Source organism: Olsenella profusa F0195, assembly GCF_000468755.1.
GTDB lineage: Bacteria > Actinomycetota > Coriobacteriia > Coriobacteriales > Atopobiaceae > Olsenella_F > Olsenella_F profusa.
On sequence record NZ_AWEZ01000006.1, the window covers coordinates 18,525 to 36,485 of the forward strand.

At 64.9% G+C, this 17,961-nt stretch carries 18 protein-coding genes and 1 pseudogene; 11 read left to right on the forward strand and 8 right to left on the reverse strand.

Translation table 11 applies throughout. The annotated features are described in order from the left end of the window. Positions 1 to 24: 24 nt before the first annotated feature. Entirely contained in the window at positions 25 to 792 is a 768-nt protein-coding gene (gene gpmA, locus HMPREF1316_RS00540; protein WP_021724955.1) for a 2,3-diphosphoglycerate-dependent phosphoglycerate mutase, read from the reverse strand. Positions 793 to 1,046: 254 nt separating this feature from the next. Between gpmA and HMPREF1316_RS00545 the strand changes: the two are divergent. The 7 genes and pseudogenes from HMPREF1316_RS00545 to HMPREF1316_RS00575 all read left to right on the forward strand — a co-directional run. Continuing rightward, positions 1,047 to 1,346, forward strand: a pseudogene (locus HMPREF1316_RS00545) (peptide chain release factor-like protein); the annotation flags it as partial. A 321-nt stretch (positions 1,347 to 1,667) separates the two neighbouring features. Then, complete coding sequence (dltA, locus tag HMPREF1316_RS00550) at positions 1,668 to 3,263, forward strand: D-alanine--poly(phosphoribitol) ligase subunit DltA (protein WP_021725019.1); 1,596 nt, start codon at positions 1,668 to 1,670, stop codon at positions 3,261 to 3,263. A 2-nt stretch (positions 3,264 to 3,265) separates the two neighbouring features. Next, positions 3,266 to 4,453, forward strand: coding sequence for a D-alanyl-lipoteichoic acid biosynthesis protein DltB (gene dltB / locus HMPREF1316_RS00555; protein ID WP_021724948.1), 1,188 nt, complete (start codon positions 3,266 to 3,268; stop codon positions 4,451 to 4,453). Beyond that, positions 4,446 to 4,703 carry a D-alanine--poly(phosphoribitol) ligase subunit DltC gene (gene dltC, locus HMPREF1316_RS00560; RefSeq protein WP_021724949.1) on the forward strand — a complete coding sequence of 86 codons (258 nt, stop codon included), beginning with the start codon at positions 4,446 to 4,448 and terminating at the stop codon, positions 4,701 to 4,703. Before dltB ends, dltC begins: the two co-directional genes overlap by 8 nt. A gap of 1 nt (position 4,704) precedes the next feature. Continuing rightward, the gene (gene dltD / locus HMPREF1316_RS00565) at positions 4,705 to 5,979 is read left to right on the forward strand and encodes a D-alanyl-lipoteichoic acid biosynthesis protein DltD (protein WP_084620782.1); all 1,275 of its coding nucleotides are present in this window, start codon (positions 4,705 to 4,707) and stop codon (positions 5,977 to 5,979) included. Beyond that, complete coding sequence (locus HMPREF1316_RS00570; RefSeq protein WP_021725018.1) at positions 5,976 to 6,188, forward strand: hypothetical protein; 213 nt, start codon at positions 5,976 to 5,978, stop codon at positions 6,186 to 6,188. Before dltD ends, HMPREF1316_RS00570 begins: the two co-directional genes overlap by 4 nt. Positions 6,189 to 6,340: 152 nt before the next feature. Next, a complete protein-coding gene (locus HMPREF1316_RS00575) occupies positions 6,341 to 7,963 on the forward strand; it encodes a 4Fe-4S dicluster domain-containing protein (RefSeq protein WP_021724994.1) in 1,623 nt (540 codons plus the stop codon). A gap of 78 nt (positions 7,964 to 8,041) precedes the next feature. On the opposite strand, the gene HMPREF1316_RS00580 is transcribed toward HMPREF1316_RS00575, so the two are convergent. The 3 genes from HMPREF1316_RS00580 to HMPREF1316_RS00590 all read right to left on the reverse strand — a co-directional run bounded on the left by HMPREF1316_RS00580 (position 8,042) and on the right by HMPREF1316_RS00590 (position 10,047). Continuing rightward, positions 8,042 to 8,350, reverse strand: coding sequence for a hypothetical protein (locus HMPREF1316_RS00580; RefSeq protein WP_021724925.1), 309 nt, complete (start codon positions 8,348 to 8,350; stop codon positions 8,042 to 8,044). A 258-nt stretch (positions 8,351 to 8,608) separates the two neighbouring features. Further along, a complete protein-coding gene (locus HMPREF1316_RS00585) occupies positions 8,609 to 9,259 on the reverse strand; it encodes an HAD family hydrolase (RefSeq protein WP_021724932.1) in 651 nt (216 codons plus the stop codon). Further along, a complete protein-coding gene (locus tag HMPREF1316_RS00590; protein WP_021725011.1) occupies positions 9,259 to 10,047 on the reverse strand; it encodes an LOG family protein in 789 nt (262 codons plus the stop codon). Before HMPREF1316_RS00590 ends, HMPREF1316_RS00585 begins: the two co-directional genes overlap by 1 nt. 262 nt (positions 10,048 to 10,309) lie before the next feature. Between HMPREF1316_RS00590 and hcp the strand changes: the two genes are divergently transcribed. Beyond that, on the forward strand, positions 10,310 to 11,902 hold the full coding sequence (gene hcp, locus HMPREF1316_RS00595) for a hydroxylamine reductase (protein ID WP_021724931.1): 1,593 nt from the start codon (positions 10,310 to 10,312) through the stop codon (positions 11,900 to 11,902). 129 nt (positions 11,903 to 12,031) lie between these two features. On the opposite strand, the gene HMPREF1316_RS00600 is transcribed toward hcp, so the two are convergent. Further along, positions 12,032 to 12,850, reverse strand: coding sequence for a spermidine synthase (locus HMPREF1316_RS00600; RefSeq protein ID WP_021724959.1), 819 nt, complete (start codon positions 12,848 to 12,850; stop codon positions 12,032 to 12,034). A gap of 85 nt (positions 12,851 to 12,935) precedes the next feature. Here HMPREF1316_RS00600 and HMPREF1316_RS00605 point away from each other — a divergent pair, with 85 nt between their 5' ends. Then, positions 12,936 to 13,241 carry a hypothetical protein gene (locus HMPREF1316_RS00605; protein WP_021724943.1) on the forward strand — a complete coding sequence of 102 codons (306 nt, stop codon included), beginning with the start codon at positions 12,936 to 12,938 and terminating at the stop codon, positions 13,239 to 13,241. A 12-nt stretch (positions 13,242 to 13,253) separates the two neighbouring features. Here the strand turns inward: HMPREF1316_RS00605 and mscL are convergent, their stop codons facing one another. The 3 genes from mscL to HMPREF1316_RS00620 form a co-directional block, all read right to left on the reverse strand. Beyond that, the gene (gene mscL, locus HMPREF1316_RS00610; protein ID WP_232204377.1) at positions 13,254 to 13,685 is read right to left on the reverse strand and encodes a large conductance mechanosensitive channel protein MscL; all 432 of its coding nucleotides are present in this window, start codon (positions 13,683 to 13,685) and stop codon (positions 13,254 to 13,256) included. 90 nt (positions 13,686 to 13,775) lie between these two features. After that, the gene (dtd, locus tag HMPREF1316_RS00615) at positions 13,776 to 14,240 is read right to left on the reverse strand and encodes a D-aminoacyl-tRNA deacylase (RefSeq protein ID WP_021724939.1); all 465 of its coding nucleotides are present in this window, start codon (positions 14,238 to 14,240) and stop codon (positions 13,776 to 13,778) included. A 7-nt stretch (positions 14,241 to 14,247) separates the two neighbouring features. Continuing rightward, positions 14,248 to 15,849 carry a carboxypeptidase M32 gene (locus tag HMPREF1316_RS00620; protein ID WP_021724961.1) on the reverse strand — a complete coding sequence of 534 codons (1,602 nt, stop codon included), beginning with the start codon at positions 15,847 to 15,849 and terminating at the stop codon, positions 14,248 to 14,250. Positions 15,850 to 16,033: 184 nt separating this feature from the next. Between HMPREF1316_RS00620 and HMPREF1316_RS00625 the strand changes: the two genes are divergently transcribed. Continuing rightward, positions 16,034 to 16,996 carry an ROK family protein gene (locus HMPREF1316_RS00625; RefSeq protein WP_040650689.1) on the forward strand — a complete coding sequence of 321 codons (963 nt, stop codon included), beginning with the start codon at positions 16,034 to 16,036 and terminating at the stop codon, positions 16,994 to 16,996. 107 nt (positions 16,997 to 17,103) lie between these two features. Beyond that, a complete protein-coding gene (locus HMPREF1316_RS00630; RefSeq protein WP_021724979.1) occupies positions 17,104 to 17,556 on the forward strand; it encodes a fructose PTS transporter subunit IIA in 453 nt (150 codons plus the stop codon). Positions 17,557 to 17,961: the final 405 nt, after the last annotated feature.

Below are 17,961 nucleotides of genomic sequence, written 5' to 3' on the forward strand. Positions count from 1 at the left end.
CCGGCTCGGCCTCTGTATGGTTGTCTACTTTTTGGCCTTGCCCTGGTTGGCGACGGCCTCGATCTTCTTGGCGATGGTCTCAGGATCGCCGATGTAGTGCTTGTCGACGACGTTCCAGCCCTTGTCGAAGGTGTAGGACAGGGGGACGCCGGTGGGGATGTTGACCTTCAGGATCTCGTCGGGCGTGAGGTGCTCGAACTGCATGTAGAGGGCGCGCAGGCTGTTGCCGTGTGCGGCGATGAGTACCCGCTTGCCCGCCTCGAGCTGGGGCTTGATCTCCTGCTCGAAGTACGGCCAGGCGCGCTTGATGGTGTCGTCGAGGCACTCGCAGTAGGGGAGGTCCTCCTGCGGCACATCGCGGAACATGGCCTGGACGTGCGGATCGCGCTCGTCGCCGGGCGTGAGCGCGGGCGGGCGGACGTCGAAGGAGCGGCGCCAGATGAGCACCTGGTCCTCACCATGCTCGGCGGCGGCATCGGCCTTGTTGAGGCCCTGGAGGGCACCATAGTGACGCTCGTTGAGGCGCCAGGTCTTGTGGACGGGGAGCCATGCGCGGTCGAGCTCGTCGAGCACGATGTTCAGCGTGTGAATGGCGCGCTTGAGCAGGGAGGTGTAGCACACGTCGAAGTCAAAGCCAGCCTCGCGCAGCGCCTTGCCGCCAGCTGTGGCTTCCTTGCGGCCCGTGTCGGTGAGGTCGACGTCGGTCCAACCGGTGAAGAGGTTCTTGAGGTTCCACTCGCTCTCGCCATGGCGCACGATCACCAGGTGCATACGTCCGTCATTCTCAGCCATTGTGGCTCCTTTCGTCGAGGACTGACTCCTTGGGTCCTGCGCTGTGCAAGGACACCATTGCCATCTCTATTACAGCACCTTTTTCGTCGCCTGTGGGTGAGATACTGTAAACCAGTACCCCAGTACCGGGAGCGCCGGCCATGGGGGCTTGGGAGGAGGAACGCACCATGGGGGAGTCCCACCAACGTCTGACCCATCGCGACTATGCCCGCCTTGCCCGGCTTGACGGGCGCGCGCTGGCTGCCCAGTGCTCCGTGGAGACCTTCCACGCCTCCGGCCCCGGCGGTCAGGGCGTCAATACGGCAGACTCCGCCGTGCGCATGCGGCACGTGCCTACGGGCATCGTGGTGGTGAGCCGCGAGCAGCGCTCCCAGCTGCAGAACCGCCAGTCGTGCCTGCGCAAGATCCACGCGGAGCTCAAGCGCCGCGCGCGGCCGCCTACGGTGCGCCGCACGACCAAGCCCACACGCGCGTCGGTACGCCGCCGCCTGGAGGGGAAGCATGCGCGTGCGAGTGTCAAGCGTCTGCGAAGAAGGCCGGGCATGGACGAATGAGCGCATCGTCTACTGGGATCTACCTTCTGCGCCATGTTATCATCCTCAAGGGCTTCCTTGGGGGCTTGGTTCGAGTTCGCAGGGGGCATGGACGCCTGCGGGCTCCTTCGTGCCGGGCTTCCGACAGAGGGACACCTTCGACGTCCGCCGAGCTGCTGTCTAGGGGTGATGTGGGGTGAGCACGTTGTGTCGTTTTGCACAGGGTCGGGCGGCCCTACCCCAATGGGTCCCTGCCCAGTGGGCTATCCTTACGCGCGCACGGGTTTAGTGGGGGGATTCATGGCGCAGCTACGAGATACGGGGTTAGCGGAAGAAGAGGCCTTGTCGGCAGACCCAGCAACGCATGCGAACGAGCTGCTCGCACGAGTCAGGGCCACGGCAGAGGCCACCCCGAATGCGACGGCCTATCGTGCCGCGTGTCGCCCAGAGGTGACGTATGGCCAGCTGTGGGCAGACGCCTGCAAGGTTGCCCGTGCACTCCGGGAGCGTACGGGTGGCCGTGCGCCCGTGATCGTGTACTGCGACAAGTCCGCCCTCGCGGTGGCCAGCTTCCTGGGCTGCCTGCTCTCGGGCCATGCCTTCGTGCCCGTCGACTGCGAGCTGCCCACGATGCGCGTGCACGACATCGCCTCGCAGATCGAGCGGCCCACGCTCCTCGCATGCGTCGATGTTCCCTCCAAACTCTCCGCCGAGCTCTCTGGGAGCACCTTGATCGATGCCCGTGCGGCGGCCCATGCCCCCTGGGAGGCTCCCGTCCCGCCCGAGGGCAGGTGGGTGCGTGGCGAGGATACCAACTACATCATCTTTACCTCTGGCTCGACGGGCCGCCCCAAGGGCATCGAGGTCTCTGCTGCCAATGTCCAGCACTTCATGCACTGGCTGCGCACGTTTCCGGTGGTGCGCGATGGCCACCGTGTCTTTCTGGACCAGGCGCACTACTCCTTTGACCTCTCGGAGTACGAGCTGGTCGGGGCCCTTTCCACGGGTGGCTGCCTGCATGCCGTCTCCGACCACATGTCCGGCGACTACCGTGCCCTCTTTGCGGACCTTGCCGCCTCGGACGTGGAGGTGTGGGTGTCCACGCCCTCGTTCGCGGACTTCTGTCTGGTGGACAGGACCTTTGACGAACACCTTCTGCCCAAGCTCAGGCTCTTCCTCTTCTGTGGGGAGGAGCTCCGCCATGCGACGGCGGCCAAGCTGCGCCAGCGCTTTCCGCACGCCATTGTTGCCAACACCTACGGCCCCACGGAATCCACCGTGGCCGTCACCTATGCGGAGATCGATGATGTGGCGCTCATGGGTGCGGAATCCCTTCCCGTGGGTCATGCGCGCGAAGGCACGGAGCTGCGCATCCTCGACCAGGCGACCGGCGCGCCGCTTGCGCCCGGCGCGACCGGCGAGATCGTGATCATTGGCGACACCGTGGCCAAGGGCTACTATGGCAACCCCGAAAAGACGGCGGAGGCGTTCTTCGATGCCAGGTGCGGGGACGGCACGCCCGTACGCGGCTACCACACGGGTGATGTGGGACACCTGGATGAGAATGGCACGCTCTTCTGCGAGGGGCGCATGGACTCGCTCGTGAAGCTCAATGGCTTCCGCATCGAGCTGGGGGAGATTGAGGGGTGCCTCGAGCAGATGGAGGGTGTGAGCCAGGCCGTGGTCGTTCCCACGCGCCGTTCGGGACGCGTGTATGGTCTGCGCGCCTACGTGGTGCTGGACCAGGGACATCCGTGCCCGAGGGGGAAGGAGGCTGCCCCCACAGCCATCACCGACTTCGCGCGCGCCGTCAAGCGGTACCTGGGCCAGCACCTGCCAGGTTATATGGTTCCCCGTACCGTTCGTGTGCTCGACCAGCTGCCGCTCACTGCCAACGGCAAGGTGGATCGCGCGGCCCTTGCGGCACGCAAGGGGTAGCCATGGTTCTCTTTGGTGTACCTAGCTTCTTCGCCATCCTGGTCGTCGTCGTGCTCGTCGCGGCGGTGTTGGGCCTCACGGGGCGTCCGCTCGCCCCTTGGGGCATGGCTTCCTCCCTTGTGCTGCTCGTCCTGCTGCTGTGGGGCCATCCCGACCAGGCAGTGGCGTTGGCCGTCTTTCTCGTGCTCTCTCTTGGCATGACGCGCTGGCTCATGGCGCGTCCGCAGTCGCAGCCGCGCTTCTATGCGTCCGTGGCACTCGCCTGCGCCCCGCTCGTGACCTACAAGCTCACGGTGTCCCTTACGCCCGCCGGACTCATGGGCTTCGTGGGCATCAGCTATGCCACGTTCAAGTCGATCCAGATTCTCATGGAGACGCACGACGGCCTTGTCACGTCGGATGGCCTCTCCCTTGCCGACCAGCTCTACTTCCTGCTCAACTTCTTCGAGCTTGATTCCGGCCCCATCGACCGCAGCCGTCGCTTCGTGGCCGATGCCCACCGACGCATCCCACGCGACGAGTATGCGGGCATGCTGGCTCGCGGCATCCTGCTCGTCCTGGGTGGCATCGCCTACAAGATGGTGATCGCCGCCTATGTGCACCGCGGCTATGCACTCGTGCCCTGGGGGACGGGCCCTGTATGGCAGGAGCTCTGGCAGCAGGTCGTCATCTGCTACCAGTACGGCCTCTACCTCTTCTTCGACTTTGCAGGCTACACCATGATGGCCATGGGTGTGGGCTACTGCCTGGGCATACGCGTGCCACGCAACTTCCGTGCGCCCTTCCTCGCGAGCGACCCCATGGACTTCTGGAACCGCTGGCACATCACGCTCTCCACCTGGCTGCGCGACTTCGTGTTCATGCGTATCACGCGCGTGCTCATGAGGCATCGTGTGTTCAAGGGCACGAAGGGGCGCCTGCGTACGGCGCAGGTGGGACTCATCGTCAACATGCTGCTCATGGGGTTCTGGCATGGCGTCACGATCGACTACATCGGCTACGGCCTCTACCATGGCGTGCTCATGGCCGTCACCGAGGCCTATCATAGGAGTGCGTTCTTCAAGGCGCATCGGGACGCCGTCTGGCTTACCATGCTGTCATGGTTCGTGACCATGCAGCTGGTGTTCATGGGCTTTGCGCTGTTCTCGGGACAGGTTTCGTTTCTGGTGGGAGGGGCACTCAATGGTTGAGAGGATTTCCGCAGGTGAGCTTGAGGCTCGTATGCTCGACCTCATGGAGGAGGTCTGCGAAGACGCTGCCGTGCGCGACCATCGTGACGACGACCTCTTTGAGAGTGGCATGCTCGACTCCATGGCTGCCGTGGAGCTGCTTGTGGGCATCGAGGACGAGTTTGGCGTCTCCATCGCTCCCACGGAGCTCCCACGCGAGGAGATGAACACAGTCAACAAGATCATCGCCCAGGTAGCAAGCAGGTTGTAGCATGCGAGGGCGTCTGCGCATGCGGCTGGGCGACATGGGCCCTGGCAAGCACCTGCTTGTGGGCGTGTGCGGAGGACTTGTCGTTGCCGCCGTGGCGCTTGTCGTGATGATCGCGGCGCTGCCCGCCATGGGTCCCGCTCCGAGCTGGCGCTTCTATGACTATGTCTATGCCAGTGGCAAGTCCGAGAGCAGCTCGTTCGTCACGAGCAACATGGCCCCCGGCAGCCACCTCGTCTTCGGCTCCTCGGAGCTCTACATCTCCAAGGACACCGTGCCCACCTGCCCGCAGGCGGTGTTCGGGGAGGGTTGTGCAGACATGGGCATGACCTATGTGGGCGAGGCGTTCGACCAGAGCCTGTGGCAGGCCATCGCCGCCGGTGCCTATGCCAACAAGGTGCAGGACAAGAAGGTCATGATCATCGTCTCTCCCCAGTGGTTCTTCCGTGGGTCGGGACAGGAGGGCAAGTTCCCCTCTAAGTTCAGCTATTCGCTCTACCAGGAGTTCTGTGACAATCCCACCATCTCTGACGGAACGAAGGACTACGTGCGGCAGCGCGTGCTCGAGCTGGGCGTGGATGCAGGACAGGTGGCTGCCGCCAACAGGGACACGCCCGCCGATGCGCTCAATGGCCTCCTCTACTATCAGGCCGACCAGCTCTCCTTGCGCGGCAAGCTCGCGAACGTCATCGGCCTGGGCACAGGCAAGAATGCTGACCAACTGGCGGGAAGGGACAACGGCGAGCCTGACTGGCCGACGCTCCTTGCCAAGGGAAGGTCAGAGGGTGCGCAGATGTCCACGACCAATGCGTATGGCATCAATGACTCGTTCTGGCGTCGCAACGCCAACTATGATGCCGAATGGCACCAGACGTTTGACGAGGCGAGCGGCGAATACGACGATCTTGCCTGCTTCCTGCAGGTGTGCCATGAGAGCGGGCTCGATCCGCTCGTGTGCATCGTGCCGCTGCACGGAACGTGGTATGACCATGCGGGTGTGGGCAAGGATGTGCGCCAGTACTACTACCAGCGTATACGCGAGGTCTGCAACGATGCGGGCGTCTCGTACGCGGACTTCTCCAGCTGCGAGTATGAGCCGTACTTCCTCTGTGACACCGTGCATCCCGGTTGGGTGGGCTGGGTACGCATCGAGGAGGCCTTCTATGACTTCATGAAGGGCCGGGACGACGCCTTCCTGGGCGGCGGTGACCGGGGCGTGCCGGCGGGGCTCTCCTCGCCCGACGCGACGCAGCCCGCAGGCGAGGGGGCGTCCTCGTGAGCGGGATCGCCGCGCCGCTGCGGCTCCTCCGAAAGCGGCATCCCCTGTCCGGTGGCAGGGAGCTGGCGCTGGCGTGGTCGGAACGCCACCCCCTGCAGCTGGCTGTGGCCGCTGGCGTGCTCACTGTGGCCCTCGTGCTGATGATCGCATGGTTCCTGCTGTTCTCGGGGCTCAACGGCCCGGTGCAGTTCGTCTACGCGGCGTTCTGACGGGGCACGGGATGCGGGTGCGGCCGTCTTGCCCCCCGTGCCTGGTGCCTCCCCCATTTCCTCCCTCGCCATGCCCGCGGAGTTGGCCCATAATGAGGGGAGGGGAAATGACGCGGTGCCTGTTGGCCCGTGCAAGTGAGAGGACATGCGCCATGCCTGGCACCATGCGGGGGGTCTACACCAACCTTACGAAAATCCGTCGCGATGTGTTTCGCGAGGTATCGAAGGTCTGCTACCAGGCGGGCGAGGACTCGTCCATGACCAATGCCGACATCGACGATGCCTTCGACGAGCTGCCCTTCAAGATCCTTCCTGGCGACGTCGCCACCTACCGCGAGAGCGTCTTCCTGGAGCGTGCCATCATCGGCGAGCGCATTCGCCTGGCCATGGGCCTGCCGCTGCAGGGCGTGGATCGGCCGCAGCGCATCTCGGACGGCTTCAACAACGCGCAGATCGACAACATGTCGTACTACGAGCCACCGCTCATCAACATCATCAAGTTCGCCTGCAATGCCTGCCAGGACAACGTGTACGAGGTCACCAACATGTGCCAGGGCTGTCTCGCGCACCCCTGCCGCGAGGTGTGTCCCAAGCAGGCCATCTCGTTTGTGGACAAACGGGCCCACATAGACCAGGACGCCTGCGTCCACTGTGGCATGTGCGAGCGCACCTGCCCGTATGAGGCCATCCACCATCACGTGCGGCCCTGTGCCGCGGCCTGTGGCATGGGCGCCATCGGCTCCGACGAGCATGGCCGTGCCGACATCGACTACGAGAAGTGCGTGAGCTGTGGTATGTGCCTCGTGAACTGCCCGTTTGGCGCCATTGCCGACAAGAGCCAGATTGCGCAGGTCATCTGGTCCATCCAGCATGGCGAGGAGGTCATCGCCGCCGTGGCGCCGTCGTTCGTGGGGCAGTTTGGCGGCAAGGGCAACGTGGGCAAGTTGCGCGAGGCCTTCAAGCAGCTGGGCTTCTCCGGCGTGGAGGAGGTGGCCCTCGGCGCGGATCTCTGCACCGTGCAGGAGGCCGAGGACTTCCTGGATGAGGTGCCCGACAAGCTTCCCTTCATGGGAACGAGCTGCTGCCCGGCCTGGTCCGTCATGGCCAAGCGGGAGTTCCCCGAGTACGCGGACACCGTCTCCATGGCCCTCACGCCCATGACCCTCACGGCGCGTATGATTCGCACGCAGCACCCCCATGCCAAGATCGTGTTCGTGGGACCCTGCTCGGCCAAGAAGCTCGAGGCCATGCGCAAGAGCGTGCGCTCCGAGGTGGACTTCGTGCTCACCTTCGAGGAGATGGCCGGCATGATGGATGCGCGGGAGATCGACTACCTCGCCCTCGAGGATGACAACAAGAGTGACTTTGACGTCGCGAGTCGTGATGGCCGCGACTTCGCCGTCGCTGGTGGCGTCGCCAACGCCGTGGTCAATGCCATTCACCGTCGCTACCCCGAGCGTGAGGTCAACATCGTCGGCGCGGAGGGGCTCGAGGACTGTCGCAAGATGATGAGGGCTGCGGTCAAGGGCAAGTATCCAGGCTATCTGATGGAGGGCATGGCGTGTCCTGGCGGCTGTGTGGCTGGTGCCGGCACGCTCGTGTCGGTTGTCAAGTCAACGGGCGCGGTGCACCGCTATGCCAAGCGCTCGCCACGCCAGAACTCGACGGAGAACTCCTATCGCATGCTCATTCCCATGCTGGAGCAGGGCTTTACCAAGGACGACGAGGACACCGAGGTGTCCGAGAGCCGCGAGGCCCAGGTGCCCAAGGCATAGGGGACGCCCGTCGTGTGACATACGAACGGCGGGACGTCCGGGGGCGTCCCGCCTGCTCCACTACGTTGCGATTGGGCCCTATGACTCCTTGGCGCCCTTGATTGATTCGTAGAACCTTGCGTGGGAGAACACGTCCTTGATGGTCTGGCCATTCACGAAGGGCAACGCAAGGAACTCGTCTACGGTGTTGACGAGGTCGCTGCAGTCCACGAAGTGGTTCTTGGAGTTGCGCAGGCTGGTGTCCTGTGCGCGCCATGCCTCGTAGTTGGCATCCGTGAGGTAGTAGACATCGCTGTCCACCTGCATGTACACGGAGTGATGGGCGTGCAGGTAGTCGGCCAGATCATCGTAATCGATGTCGAGTGCCTCAGCGGCTTTCTTTCCCATAGCGTGTCCTTTCTCCCAAGGGACTACCTGGATAGATGTGAGGGGAGGAGCCTTTGTGGAGCGAACCCTCGCCTTGAGAGGATTCTACTCCTCCATCCTGCGCGTCCCAGGGCAGGGGAGCAATGGTCTGGCAAGCGTACCGGAGCTTCGGGCGGACGTCTTACGGTTGACAGCGGTGGAGCATGGGGTAAGGGCAACGTGCGAACCACAGGGGCCCTGCCCCACCGCCTGCTTGTATGCCAGCCCCCTGCCGTGCCGCTACATGAGGATGGCCTCGGCCAGCTCCTCCGTGGTGTCGGCAATGAGGGTGGCCCCGTGAGCAACCAGGAAGTCGCGGTCGCGGAAGCCCCACGAGACGGCGGCACACGCACATCCCACGTTGGCGGCCGTCTCGAGGTCGACCTCGGAGTCGCCCACATAGATCACGTCATTCACGCCTACGGAGAGCTTCCTCGTCACGGCCAGTACCGTATCCGGTGCCGGCTTGCGTCGGATGCCCGCGCGCTCGCCCACCACCACGTCGAACATGCGGGGAAAGTACCGCTCCACCAGATCCTGTACGGCAAAGTCACCCTTGTTGGAGACCACGCCGCGGCGCACGCCCTCGCCCGCGAGGATCTCGATGAGCTTCACGACCTGGGGGTAGGGGGCCGTGTGGTCGGCGCTGTGGACGGCATAGTGCTCCTTGAACTCGGCGAGCAACCGTGCCTCCACCTCAGATGAGGTTCCCGCAGGCACGCTCAGGTGCATGAGGGTGCGCATGCCGTTGCCCAAGAACGCCCGCACGTCGTCCCTGCTGCGTTCGGGCATATCGTGCGCACGCAGCGTGTGGTTGACGGAGCCCCAGAGGTCCTCGAGGGTATCGAGTAGGGTACCGTCCAGATCGAAGATGGCTGCCTGGTAGGTCATCATGCCTCCTCTGTGCTGACGCGGGAGATCTGGCTCATGGCAACGCGTGCCGCCTCATCCGGGTCGTCCGTCACGTGAACGAGCTCGATGTCCGCCTGTGAGATGGTCCCGCGCACGGCCATGGTGCCGTGCATCCACCCCAGGAGACCCCGCCAGTAGTCCCTGCCGAACAGCACGATGGGCATGGGTGCCGTCCTGTGCGTCTGCACGAGTGTGAGCAGCTCGAACGTCTCGTCCATGGTGCCAAAGCCACCGGGGAACACCACGGCGCCCTGCGAGTACTTGACGAACATGGTCTTGCGCACGAAGAAGTAGCGAAAGTTCATGCCCAGGTTGACCCAGCGGTTGACGGCCTCCTCGCAGGGCAGCTCGATGGCGAGTCCCACCGAGGTGCCGCCGCGTTCGGCGGCACCTCGGTTGGCCGCCTCCATGATGCCGGGACCGCCGCCTGTGATGACGGCGATGTCGTTGTCTGCAATGAGATTGGCGCAGCGGCGCGCGGCCCGATAGGTTGGGTCATCCGCCTGGGTCCGCGCCGATCCATAGATGGAGACGGCAGGTCCCAGCTGGGCCAGCGCATCGAATCCGTCCACAAACTCCGACTGTATGCGCAGCACGCGCCATGGATCCTCATGGAGCCACCCCATGTCGTCCCCAGAGCGCAGGATGTTCTGGTGCCCGGCGCCCTCTGGAATCATCTTTCCGCGCATGACCACGGAGCCGCTGTGGAACGTTGGGCCTAGCGGCTGCTCGCTTGTGTTGCTGGCTTGCTCGTCCTCGTCACTCATTTCTCGTCCTCCCGTGTGCCGGTGCGGCTCATAGTCTAGAGCCCCTCCCAAAGTGCACACACAACGCATTGTTACACCATCGTGCATACATGCCAACAGGGCAAACGTGACGCGTGGCACATTGCGTGTGCACTTTGTGCGGCGACCCCACATATGGGCTTCCCATTATGTTGCAAATGCGACGTATGGGAGGCCCACGCGCTGGCATGATGGGCAGACCATACGGCGCAAGGGGATGTCGCGCCAGGAGAGGAGCATGATCATGGACCAGAAGATGTTCTGCTACCAGTGTGAGCAGACCGCGCGGGGCGTTGCCTGCACGGGGAACGCCGGCGTCTGCGGCAAGCCCTTTGACGTGGCACTCGACCAGGACGAGCTGACGGGCGCCCTCGTTGGCCTGGCGCGCACCTGCCTTGCCGCAGGCACGCGGAGTTCCCACGCGGACGAGCTCGTGATACGCGGGCTCTTCACCTGCATCACCAACGTCAACTTCTCGCGCGAGGCCGTGCGCGCCCTCACCGACGAGCTCCGTGCCGAGAAGGAACGCCTCGCCGCCCGGGCGGGCATCGACCCCGTCGAGGACCTGCTCCTTGGCCAGGTGTGGGCCGATGATGAGAACACGCGCTCACTCAAGTCGCTCGTCCTCTTTGGCCTGCGGGGCGCGGCGGCCTACGCCTACCACGCCCGCATGCTGGGCAGCGTGAGCGACGAGGCGCAGCAGACCTTCGTGCGGGCCCTTGCGGCGCTCGCCACCGAGAGCGACGGTGCCGCCCTGCTCGACCTCGCCCTCGAGGTGGGCAAGCTCTCCCACGACGTGATGGGCCTGCTCGATGCCGCCAACACCGGGGCCTATGGCAACCCCGAGCCCACGGAGGTCTCGCTCAAGGTCGAGAGGGGTCCCTTCGTCGTCATCTCCGGCCACGACCTGCGCGACCTCAAGCTCCTGCTCGAGCAGACCGAGGGCACGGGCGTGAGCGTCTACACCCATGGCGAGATGCTCCCTGCCAACGCCTACCCCGGGCTCAAGAGGTACCCTCAGCTCAAGGGCAACTTCGGCACCGCCTGGCAGAACCAGCAGAGGGAGTTTGCCAACGTTCCGGCGGCGTTCCTCTTCACCACCAACTGCCTCATGCCGCCCCGTCCCTCCTACGCGGACCGCGTCTTCACCACCGAGGTCGTCTCGTACCCCGAGCTGGTGCACGTCCCCCAGGCAGCCGACGGCACCAAGGACTTCACGCCGGTCATCGAGAAGGCCAGGGAGCTGGGTGGCTACGACCACGACGTACAGCTGACGGGCATCAATGGTGGCACCACCGTCACCACCGGCTTTGCGCATGGCACGGTGCTTTCCATCGCCGACAAGGTCATCGATGCCGTGAGGGCAGGCAAGATCAGGCACTTCTTCCTCGTGGGGGGCTGTGACGGCGCCAAGCCCGGTCGTACCTACTACACCGAGCTCGTGAAGCGGATTCCCGATGACTGCGTCGTGCTCACGCTCGCCTGTGGCAAGTACCGCTTCAACGACCTCGACCTGGGCGATATCGATGGCATCCCCCGCCTGCTCGACGTGGGTCAATGCAACGATGCCTATAGCGCCGTGGAGATCGCCCTCGCCCTGGCCAAGGCCTTTGACTGCGGCGTCAACGAGCTGCCGCTCTCGATCGTGCTCTCATGGTACGAGCAGAAGGCCGTGGCCGACCTGCTGGCCCTGCTGTACCTGGGCATCACGGACATCAAGCTGGGTCCCACGCTGCCTGCGTTCGTGAGTCCGGGCGTGCTTGGCACCCTGGTGGAGAAGTTCGACCTGGCTCCCATTGCCACGCCGGAGGAGGACCTCGCCCAGATGCTCGCGTAGCAATCGGGTCGAGTAGGCAGACAGGGACAGGCGCCCGGGAGGCGGCCCATTGCGCTCGCGAGGATGGGGCGCCTCCCTCAAATGCGCGCACGCTGCCGTGTCACGAGGCGCGGGGCAGGTGGAGGAGCATCACCGGCGGCAGGCGCCCTCCGGCACCCAGGCGGCGTCCGTTGCCACGATGACGTTGTTGTCCTCACAGGTGGGGCTATCGGGACTGCAGGGAATCACCCATACGTGGGCAAAGGCGGTCTCCAGGTTGTGCATGACCTCGTGCAGCGTGCGCGCGTGTGCACCCTCAAGGGCCCCGATGACATTGGCAAGATAGGCGCCAGATGGGTCGAGGAGCCTGTGTATGAGCGCCGCGGCATCCGGCGTCGCGAGCGTACGCAGTGGCTCCTCTGCCGCGAACACGTCGTTGAGGATGAGGTCCCAGCGTGCGGCTGGATTGTCGGGCGCGCCCAGCTCGAGCACGTCATGCGCATCAGCCACCAGCGTGCGCAGCCGTCCTTGCGCATCGCGACCACCGCACGCCTCGTCGAGCCGGTCGAGCAGGAAGTACCGGTGGGCCACCTCCACGATGGCGGGATCTGCCTCTACGACATCCACCTGCACATCGGGCAGCAGCATGAGCAGGTGCTTGGGATAGGCATAGCCGCCACCCCCCAGCATGAGGACGCGCCGGGGGCACAGGTGCCCAAGCGCCACGTCATAGAGCTGGTGGTAGGGGAAGGCGAGGTCTGCCCACCCCTCGTCCAGGTACGTCGCGCTCTGCCAGCTGCCATCGACCTCCAGGATGCGCACGGGCCGACCCGCCTGGGTGGTGTCCACCACACGAACCCTGCCAAAGAGGGTCCTAGGCAGGCGCAGGATGGTGCGCTGCGGCCTCAGCGATCGTCGGAGCGTCGCGAGGTAGCCCTCCACTGCCGTTCTCATGCCAAAGACGTTCACGCTCCAGCCTCCCTCCGACAAACCGATGACGGGACTCCCGTACAATGGGATACCACCGGGAAGGCGTATGAGGGGAGTCGTACCCATGGCTGGCGGTCTGCATTGCTGCGACTGTGTGTTTGCCACACTGTCAAAAAATGAGGAATCGGGCGCATACCAGTGCGCGTGCGGTAAGGGCTACACCCTTGCCAACCCCCATGTACACACCGACCCCGAGCGCTTCTTTGACGAGGATCCCCGCAAGCTCGTTCCCATGGTCGACCCCTTTGGAAAGGAGTTCCTGCGCACCGAGAACGTCTGCAAGTCGTTCCGGCCTCGTGCGGCGGCCATACACGGCCCCAAGGGCCGACGGGCCAACTGGAACTTCTGGGGCAGGCACAAGCGCATGTAGCGCGCGGGGCCGTTAGCGTGCCGTGGCACCACCGGGGATCTCGCCTGCGCAGTGCGGGCAGCGGGTGGCGCCGACCTTGACCTCCTCCAGGCAGTGGGGGCAGAGGGGAGCTGCGGCCTCCTCTTCCTCCTGCCGCTTGTGCGTGAGCCTGGCGGTGGCCTTCTGCAGCCTGTTGATGGCCTTGACCATCATGAACACGATGAGAGCCACGATCAGGAAGTTGATGATCGCGGAGATGAAGTTGGAGAAGCCGATGGTGTTGTTGCCCACGGTGATGTCCATGCCCGTGGCATCGGTGCCACCACCGGAGAGGATGGCGATGAGCGGTTGGATGATGTCGCTGGTGAGTGAGGTGACGATGGCCGTGAACGCGCCGCCGATGATGACACCGACGGCCATGTCCATGACGTTGCCCCGCATGATGAACTCTTTGAACTCGCTCATGAACCTCTTCATCTGTTCCCCCCTGGTCGTGGTGCAATCGTTTGGCATGATCCTGAGCCGCAACTAGAGGGCATGGTAACAAAAGTCTTGCTAGCGGTGGCGTGGGGTCGTGAGCTCGTCAGTGTCCAGGCAGATGGTCACGGGCCCGTCGTTGACGAGCGAGACTTCCATGTGCGCCCCAAAGGTGCCGCGACCCACCTGCGCCACATCCGCCTCGGCAAGGCTGCAGAAGCGCTCGTAGAGCCTGCTGGCCACCGCGGGTTCGGCGGCACCGGCAAAGCTGGGCCGCCGACCGCGTCGGCAGTCCGCATAGAGCGTGAACTGGCTCACCACCAGCACCTCGCCCGACACGTCGAGGAGCGAGCGGTTCATCCGTCCCGTCTCGTCGGCAAATACCCGCAGGTGGGAGACCTTGTCCCAGAGGAGCCGCGCCGTCCTGTCGCTGTCATGGGGCGCCACGCCCAGCAGGATGAGGTAGCCGCTGCCGCAGCGGCCCACCTCCGTGCCATCCACAGAGACGGATGCGCGCCGCACGCGCTGGAGAATCGCTCGCACGATGATCCTACAGCCCGTAGAGGGCCGAGAACTTCTCGGTGAGATAGGCGGTGTAGTAGCGCGCCGAGAAGGGCTCGCCACAGGCTGCCTCGATGAGCTCGCCCGCGTCCCTGGAGCGCCCGAAGCGCCATATGTGCTGCCTGAGCCAGGCGTGGATGGGGGAGAGATCGCCGCTCGCGAGCACGCCATCCCAGTCCATGCCCTCCGCGATCATCCGATGGCGCAGCTGTGCGCCGATGGCACCACCCAGGGCATACGTGGGGAAGTAGCCAAAGAGGCCATCGGCCCAGTGCGTGTCCTGCAGGGCGCCCTGGGCGTCGCTCGGCACCTTGACGCCCAGGTACTCCCGGTACTTGGCGCTCCACAGCGCGGGGACGTCCCTGGCCGCACACTCGCCCGCAAAGAGCATCTGCTCGATCTCATAGCGGACGAGGATGTGCAGGGGATAGGTGAGCTCGTCCGCCTCGGTGCGGACGGGCGTGCCCTCGGCTCGGTTGACGGCCAGGTAGAACTGGTTGGGCGTCACACGGCCCAACTGCCCCTTGAAGTGGCTGGCCATCACGGCGAGCAGCGGCCCGGCAAAGGCGCGCGAGCGGCCCACGTAGTTCTCGAAGAAGCGGGACTGTCCCTCGTGCATGCCCGATGACGTGCCACCCTTGAGGGACGTGTAGTTGTAGGCGGACTCCACGCCCGTCTCGTAGAGGGCATGGCCCCCCTCGTGCAGCATGGTGAACACGTTGGAGCACACGTCATCCTCGCGCACGTGACAGGCGATGAAGCCGTAGTTGGTGGTGAGGGCGTCGCTGTAGGGGTGTTCGGTGGTGGCCAGGAGCATCTTGTTGCCGTCGAGCCCCTCGAGCCTCATGAGGTCGTAGGCGAGTTCCATCTGGCGGCGCTCGTCGAACTTGCCTTCGACGACGGTGCGCGGCGGCTGCCAGCCCTTCTGCCGGATGGCGGAGAGCAGGGGCACCACTGCCTGCTTGACCTCGGCAAAGAAGGCGTCGTAGAAGCCACGGTCGGTGCCATGCTCGAAGTCGTCCAGCCATACGTCGTACGGGGCGGAATCGGGTCTGCGAAGCCTGGCGATGGTGGTGGCCTGCGCCACCAGGCGGTCGAGGTAGGGCTCGAAGGACGCCCAGTCGTCATCCGCCTTGGCCTTGCGCCACACGGCGTCCGCCTCGTTGGTGAGGCGTGCGAAGCCACCCTGTACGTCGGCGGGGACGCCCACGAGGCGCGCCCGGTCGCGCTGGATGATGCGTGCCTGTGCCTCCTGCGTCTCGGTGAGGATGTGCCCCATCTTGGAGAGGCGCTCCAGGAGCTCGCCAGTCTCCTTGGAGCAGAGCAGGGCCTGGTCCTCCTCCTCGAGGATGGACAGCGCCTCGCCGCGGTCCGCCGTGGCGTCCGCGGGATCGAGCGAGGGGCCATAGCACGAGATGCCCGTGCTCGCATAGCGATGCGCGTAGCGGTGGCGCTCGAGGTTGTCGAGGGCGTCTATGTCCGCCTTGGGGTTGCCGATGGCGGCCGGGCTCGTCTTGGGCGGCATGCCGTCCGAGGGCGCCGCATGCGCGGCCTGATGGGTGTTGGGTGCGGTGACGCTCTCGTCTGCCATGGGGTTCCCCGTTTCTCTTGCGTTTGACGGTGTTGTGGACATACGCCCCTAGTCTAGTCCGCACGCCAACCAAATGGAGCGGCTATCGACCTGTGAGGCCCATTTGCGTTCCCGAGCGCGATACTGAAAGGGTCTGTGAGCATGAGTGCCCGATGGTATCGGGCGGGGAGAACGGAGGCCAATCATGGCGGAGGAAACCAGGTGCGTGCTAGGCATCGATGTGGGCGGCACATCCATCAAGGCGGGGCTGCTCTCCCTTGATGGCGAGGTCATTGGCAGGACCAGGATCCCCACGGGCGAGCTGACGAGCACGGCGGCATTTGGGGAGGTCACGGAGGGACTGGACCAGCTCGTCGTGTCGGCGGGACACACGGGGTCCGATGTGGTCGCCATGGGGCTTGACGTGCCTGGCCCCGTGGACGATACGGGCAAGGTGGGCTTCTTCCCCAACGTCGCGCTTGATTCCGAGGGCATGCGCAACGCCCTGCAGGAGGCCTTTCCCGGCTCGCAGCTCGCCTTTGTGAACGACGCCAACGCCGCCGCCCTCGGCGAGCTCTGGAAGGGCACGGCCAAGGGCATCAGCAGCTTTGTGATGATCACGCTCGGCACGGGCGTGGGTGGCGGCGTGGTCATCGGCGGCAGGCTCGTGAGTGGTGCGTTCGGTGCCGGCGGCGAGATAGGCCACATCACCGTCCAGCCCGAGGGCGAGCAGCGCACCTGCGGCTGCGGCCGCCATGGGTGCCTGGAGCAGTATGCCTCCGCCAAGGGGCTGGTATGGCTCTACCGCCGCGAGTGCAAGCGATCTGATGCCGTGCCCGCTCACATCGTGCACGAGACCGACACCATCTCCGTCTTCCGTGCCCTGCAGGAGGGTGACGAGTGCGCAGACATCGCGGTGGACGTCATGTGTGACCGTCTGGGCTTTGCTCTGGCACAGATATCCGCGACCATCGATCCGGCCGCCTATCTCGTCGGCGGTGGCGTGGCGGGGGCATTCGACCTCTTTTCCACGCGCCTGGCGGCGGCGTATCGCTCGCACTGCCTGTCCACCTCGGCGGACGCGCGCATCCTGCCATGCAGCCTGGGCAACGATGCCGGCATGTATGGCGCCGCCTATGCAGGGCTGACGCAAGCGGGGCTGCTGTAGGTCCATGCCCCGCATTTGGTGGTATTCTTGACTCACGTTACTGATGCGGCGTCCAGGGATGCAGCAGGCAGTCCCGAGCCACCGAACGGATCATGGAGGAGAAGTCGATGAGTGATTTTGTCAAGGCAAGCAACGTCTTTCTGGATAACCCCGCCACCACCGTTGATGAGGCACTCGATTTCATCTCGGGCAAGGCTGTGGAGTTGGGCCTTGCCAACGACAAGCAGGCCGTTCTCGAGGCCTTCAAGGCCCGTGAGGGCGAGGGTACCACGGGCATGATGGGGAGCTTCGCCATTCCGCATGCCAAGAGTGCCGCCATCACCGATGCCGCCGTCATCGTGGTTAAGTTTGCGGGTGACGTCGCATGGGAGTCCATGGACAAGAAGCCCATCCGCGTTGCCATCGCCCTGCTCATCCCCGATGCGGAGGCTGGCACCACGCACCTGCAGATACTCTCCAAGGTCGCCATCATGCTGATGGACGAGGAGTTCCGCTCCCAGACCCTGGAGGATGGCGACCCCGCCTCCATCGCCCGGCGCATCAACGCTCGTCTCGACTAGCGCCTTCCCAGGCCCTCCGGGGAGTCCCCGTGCGGACAGCTCCTTAGGCTGTGCGAGGTTTTTTAGCGATCCTTGTCTCGCGTGCGGATTCCAGTCCGCACGCGAGACGTTTTTATCGAGAAAACCTCGCACAACCACAACCGGGATGGAGGCGATCCGGGGGAGGGAAGGGCGAGGGGAGTGGGACATGCCGAGCGGCATGAGCTGACCGTGCCGCCCGCAGCCTGTCCCTCCAGGTGGCCCTGGAGGGACAGGCGAGCCTGCCAAAGCGGACGATCTGTCGCGGACAGCCCTCGCTTTTGGCTAGGCGACGACATCGCCGGTAAGACCGGGCATGTCCCCATGCCATGAGCCGGTGGCGAAGCGTGTGGGGAAGCCTGCCAGGAGCGCATCCTGCCGACCCGT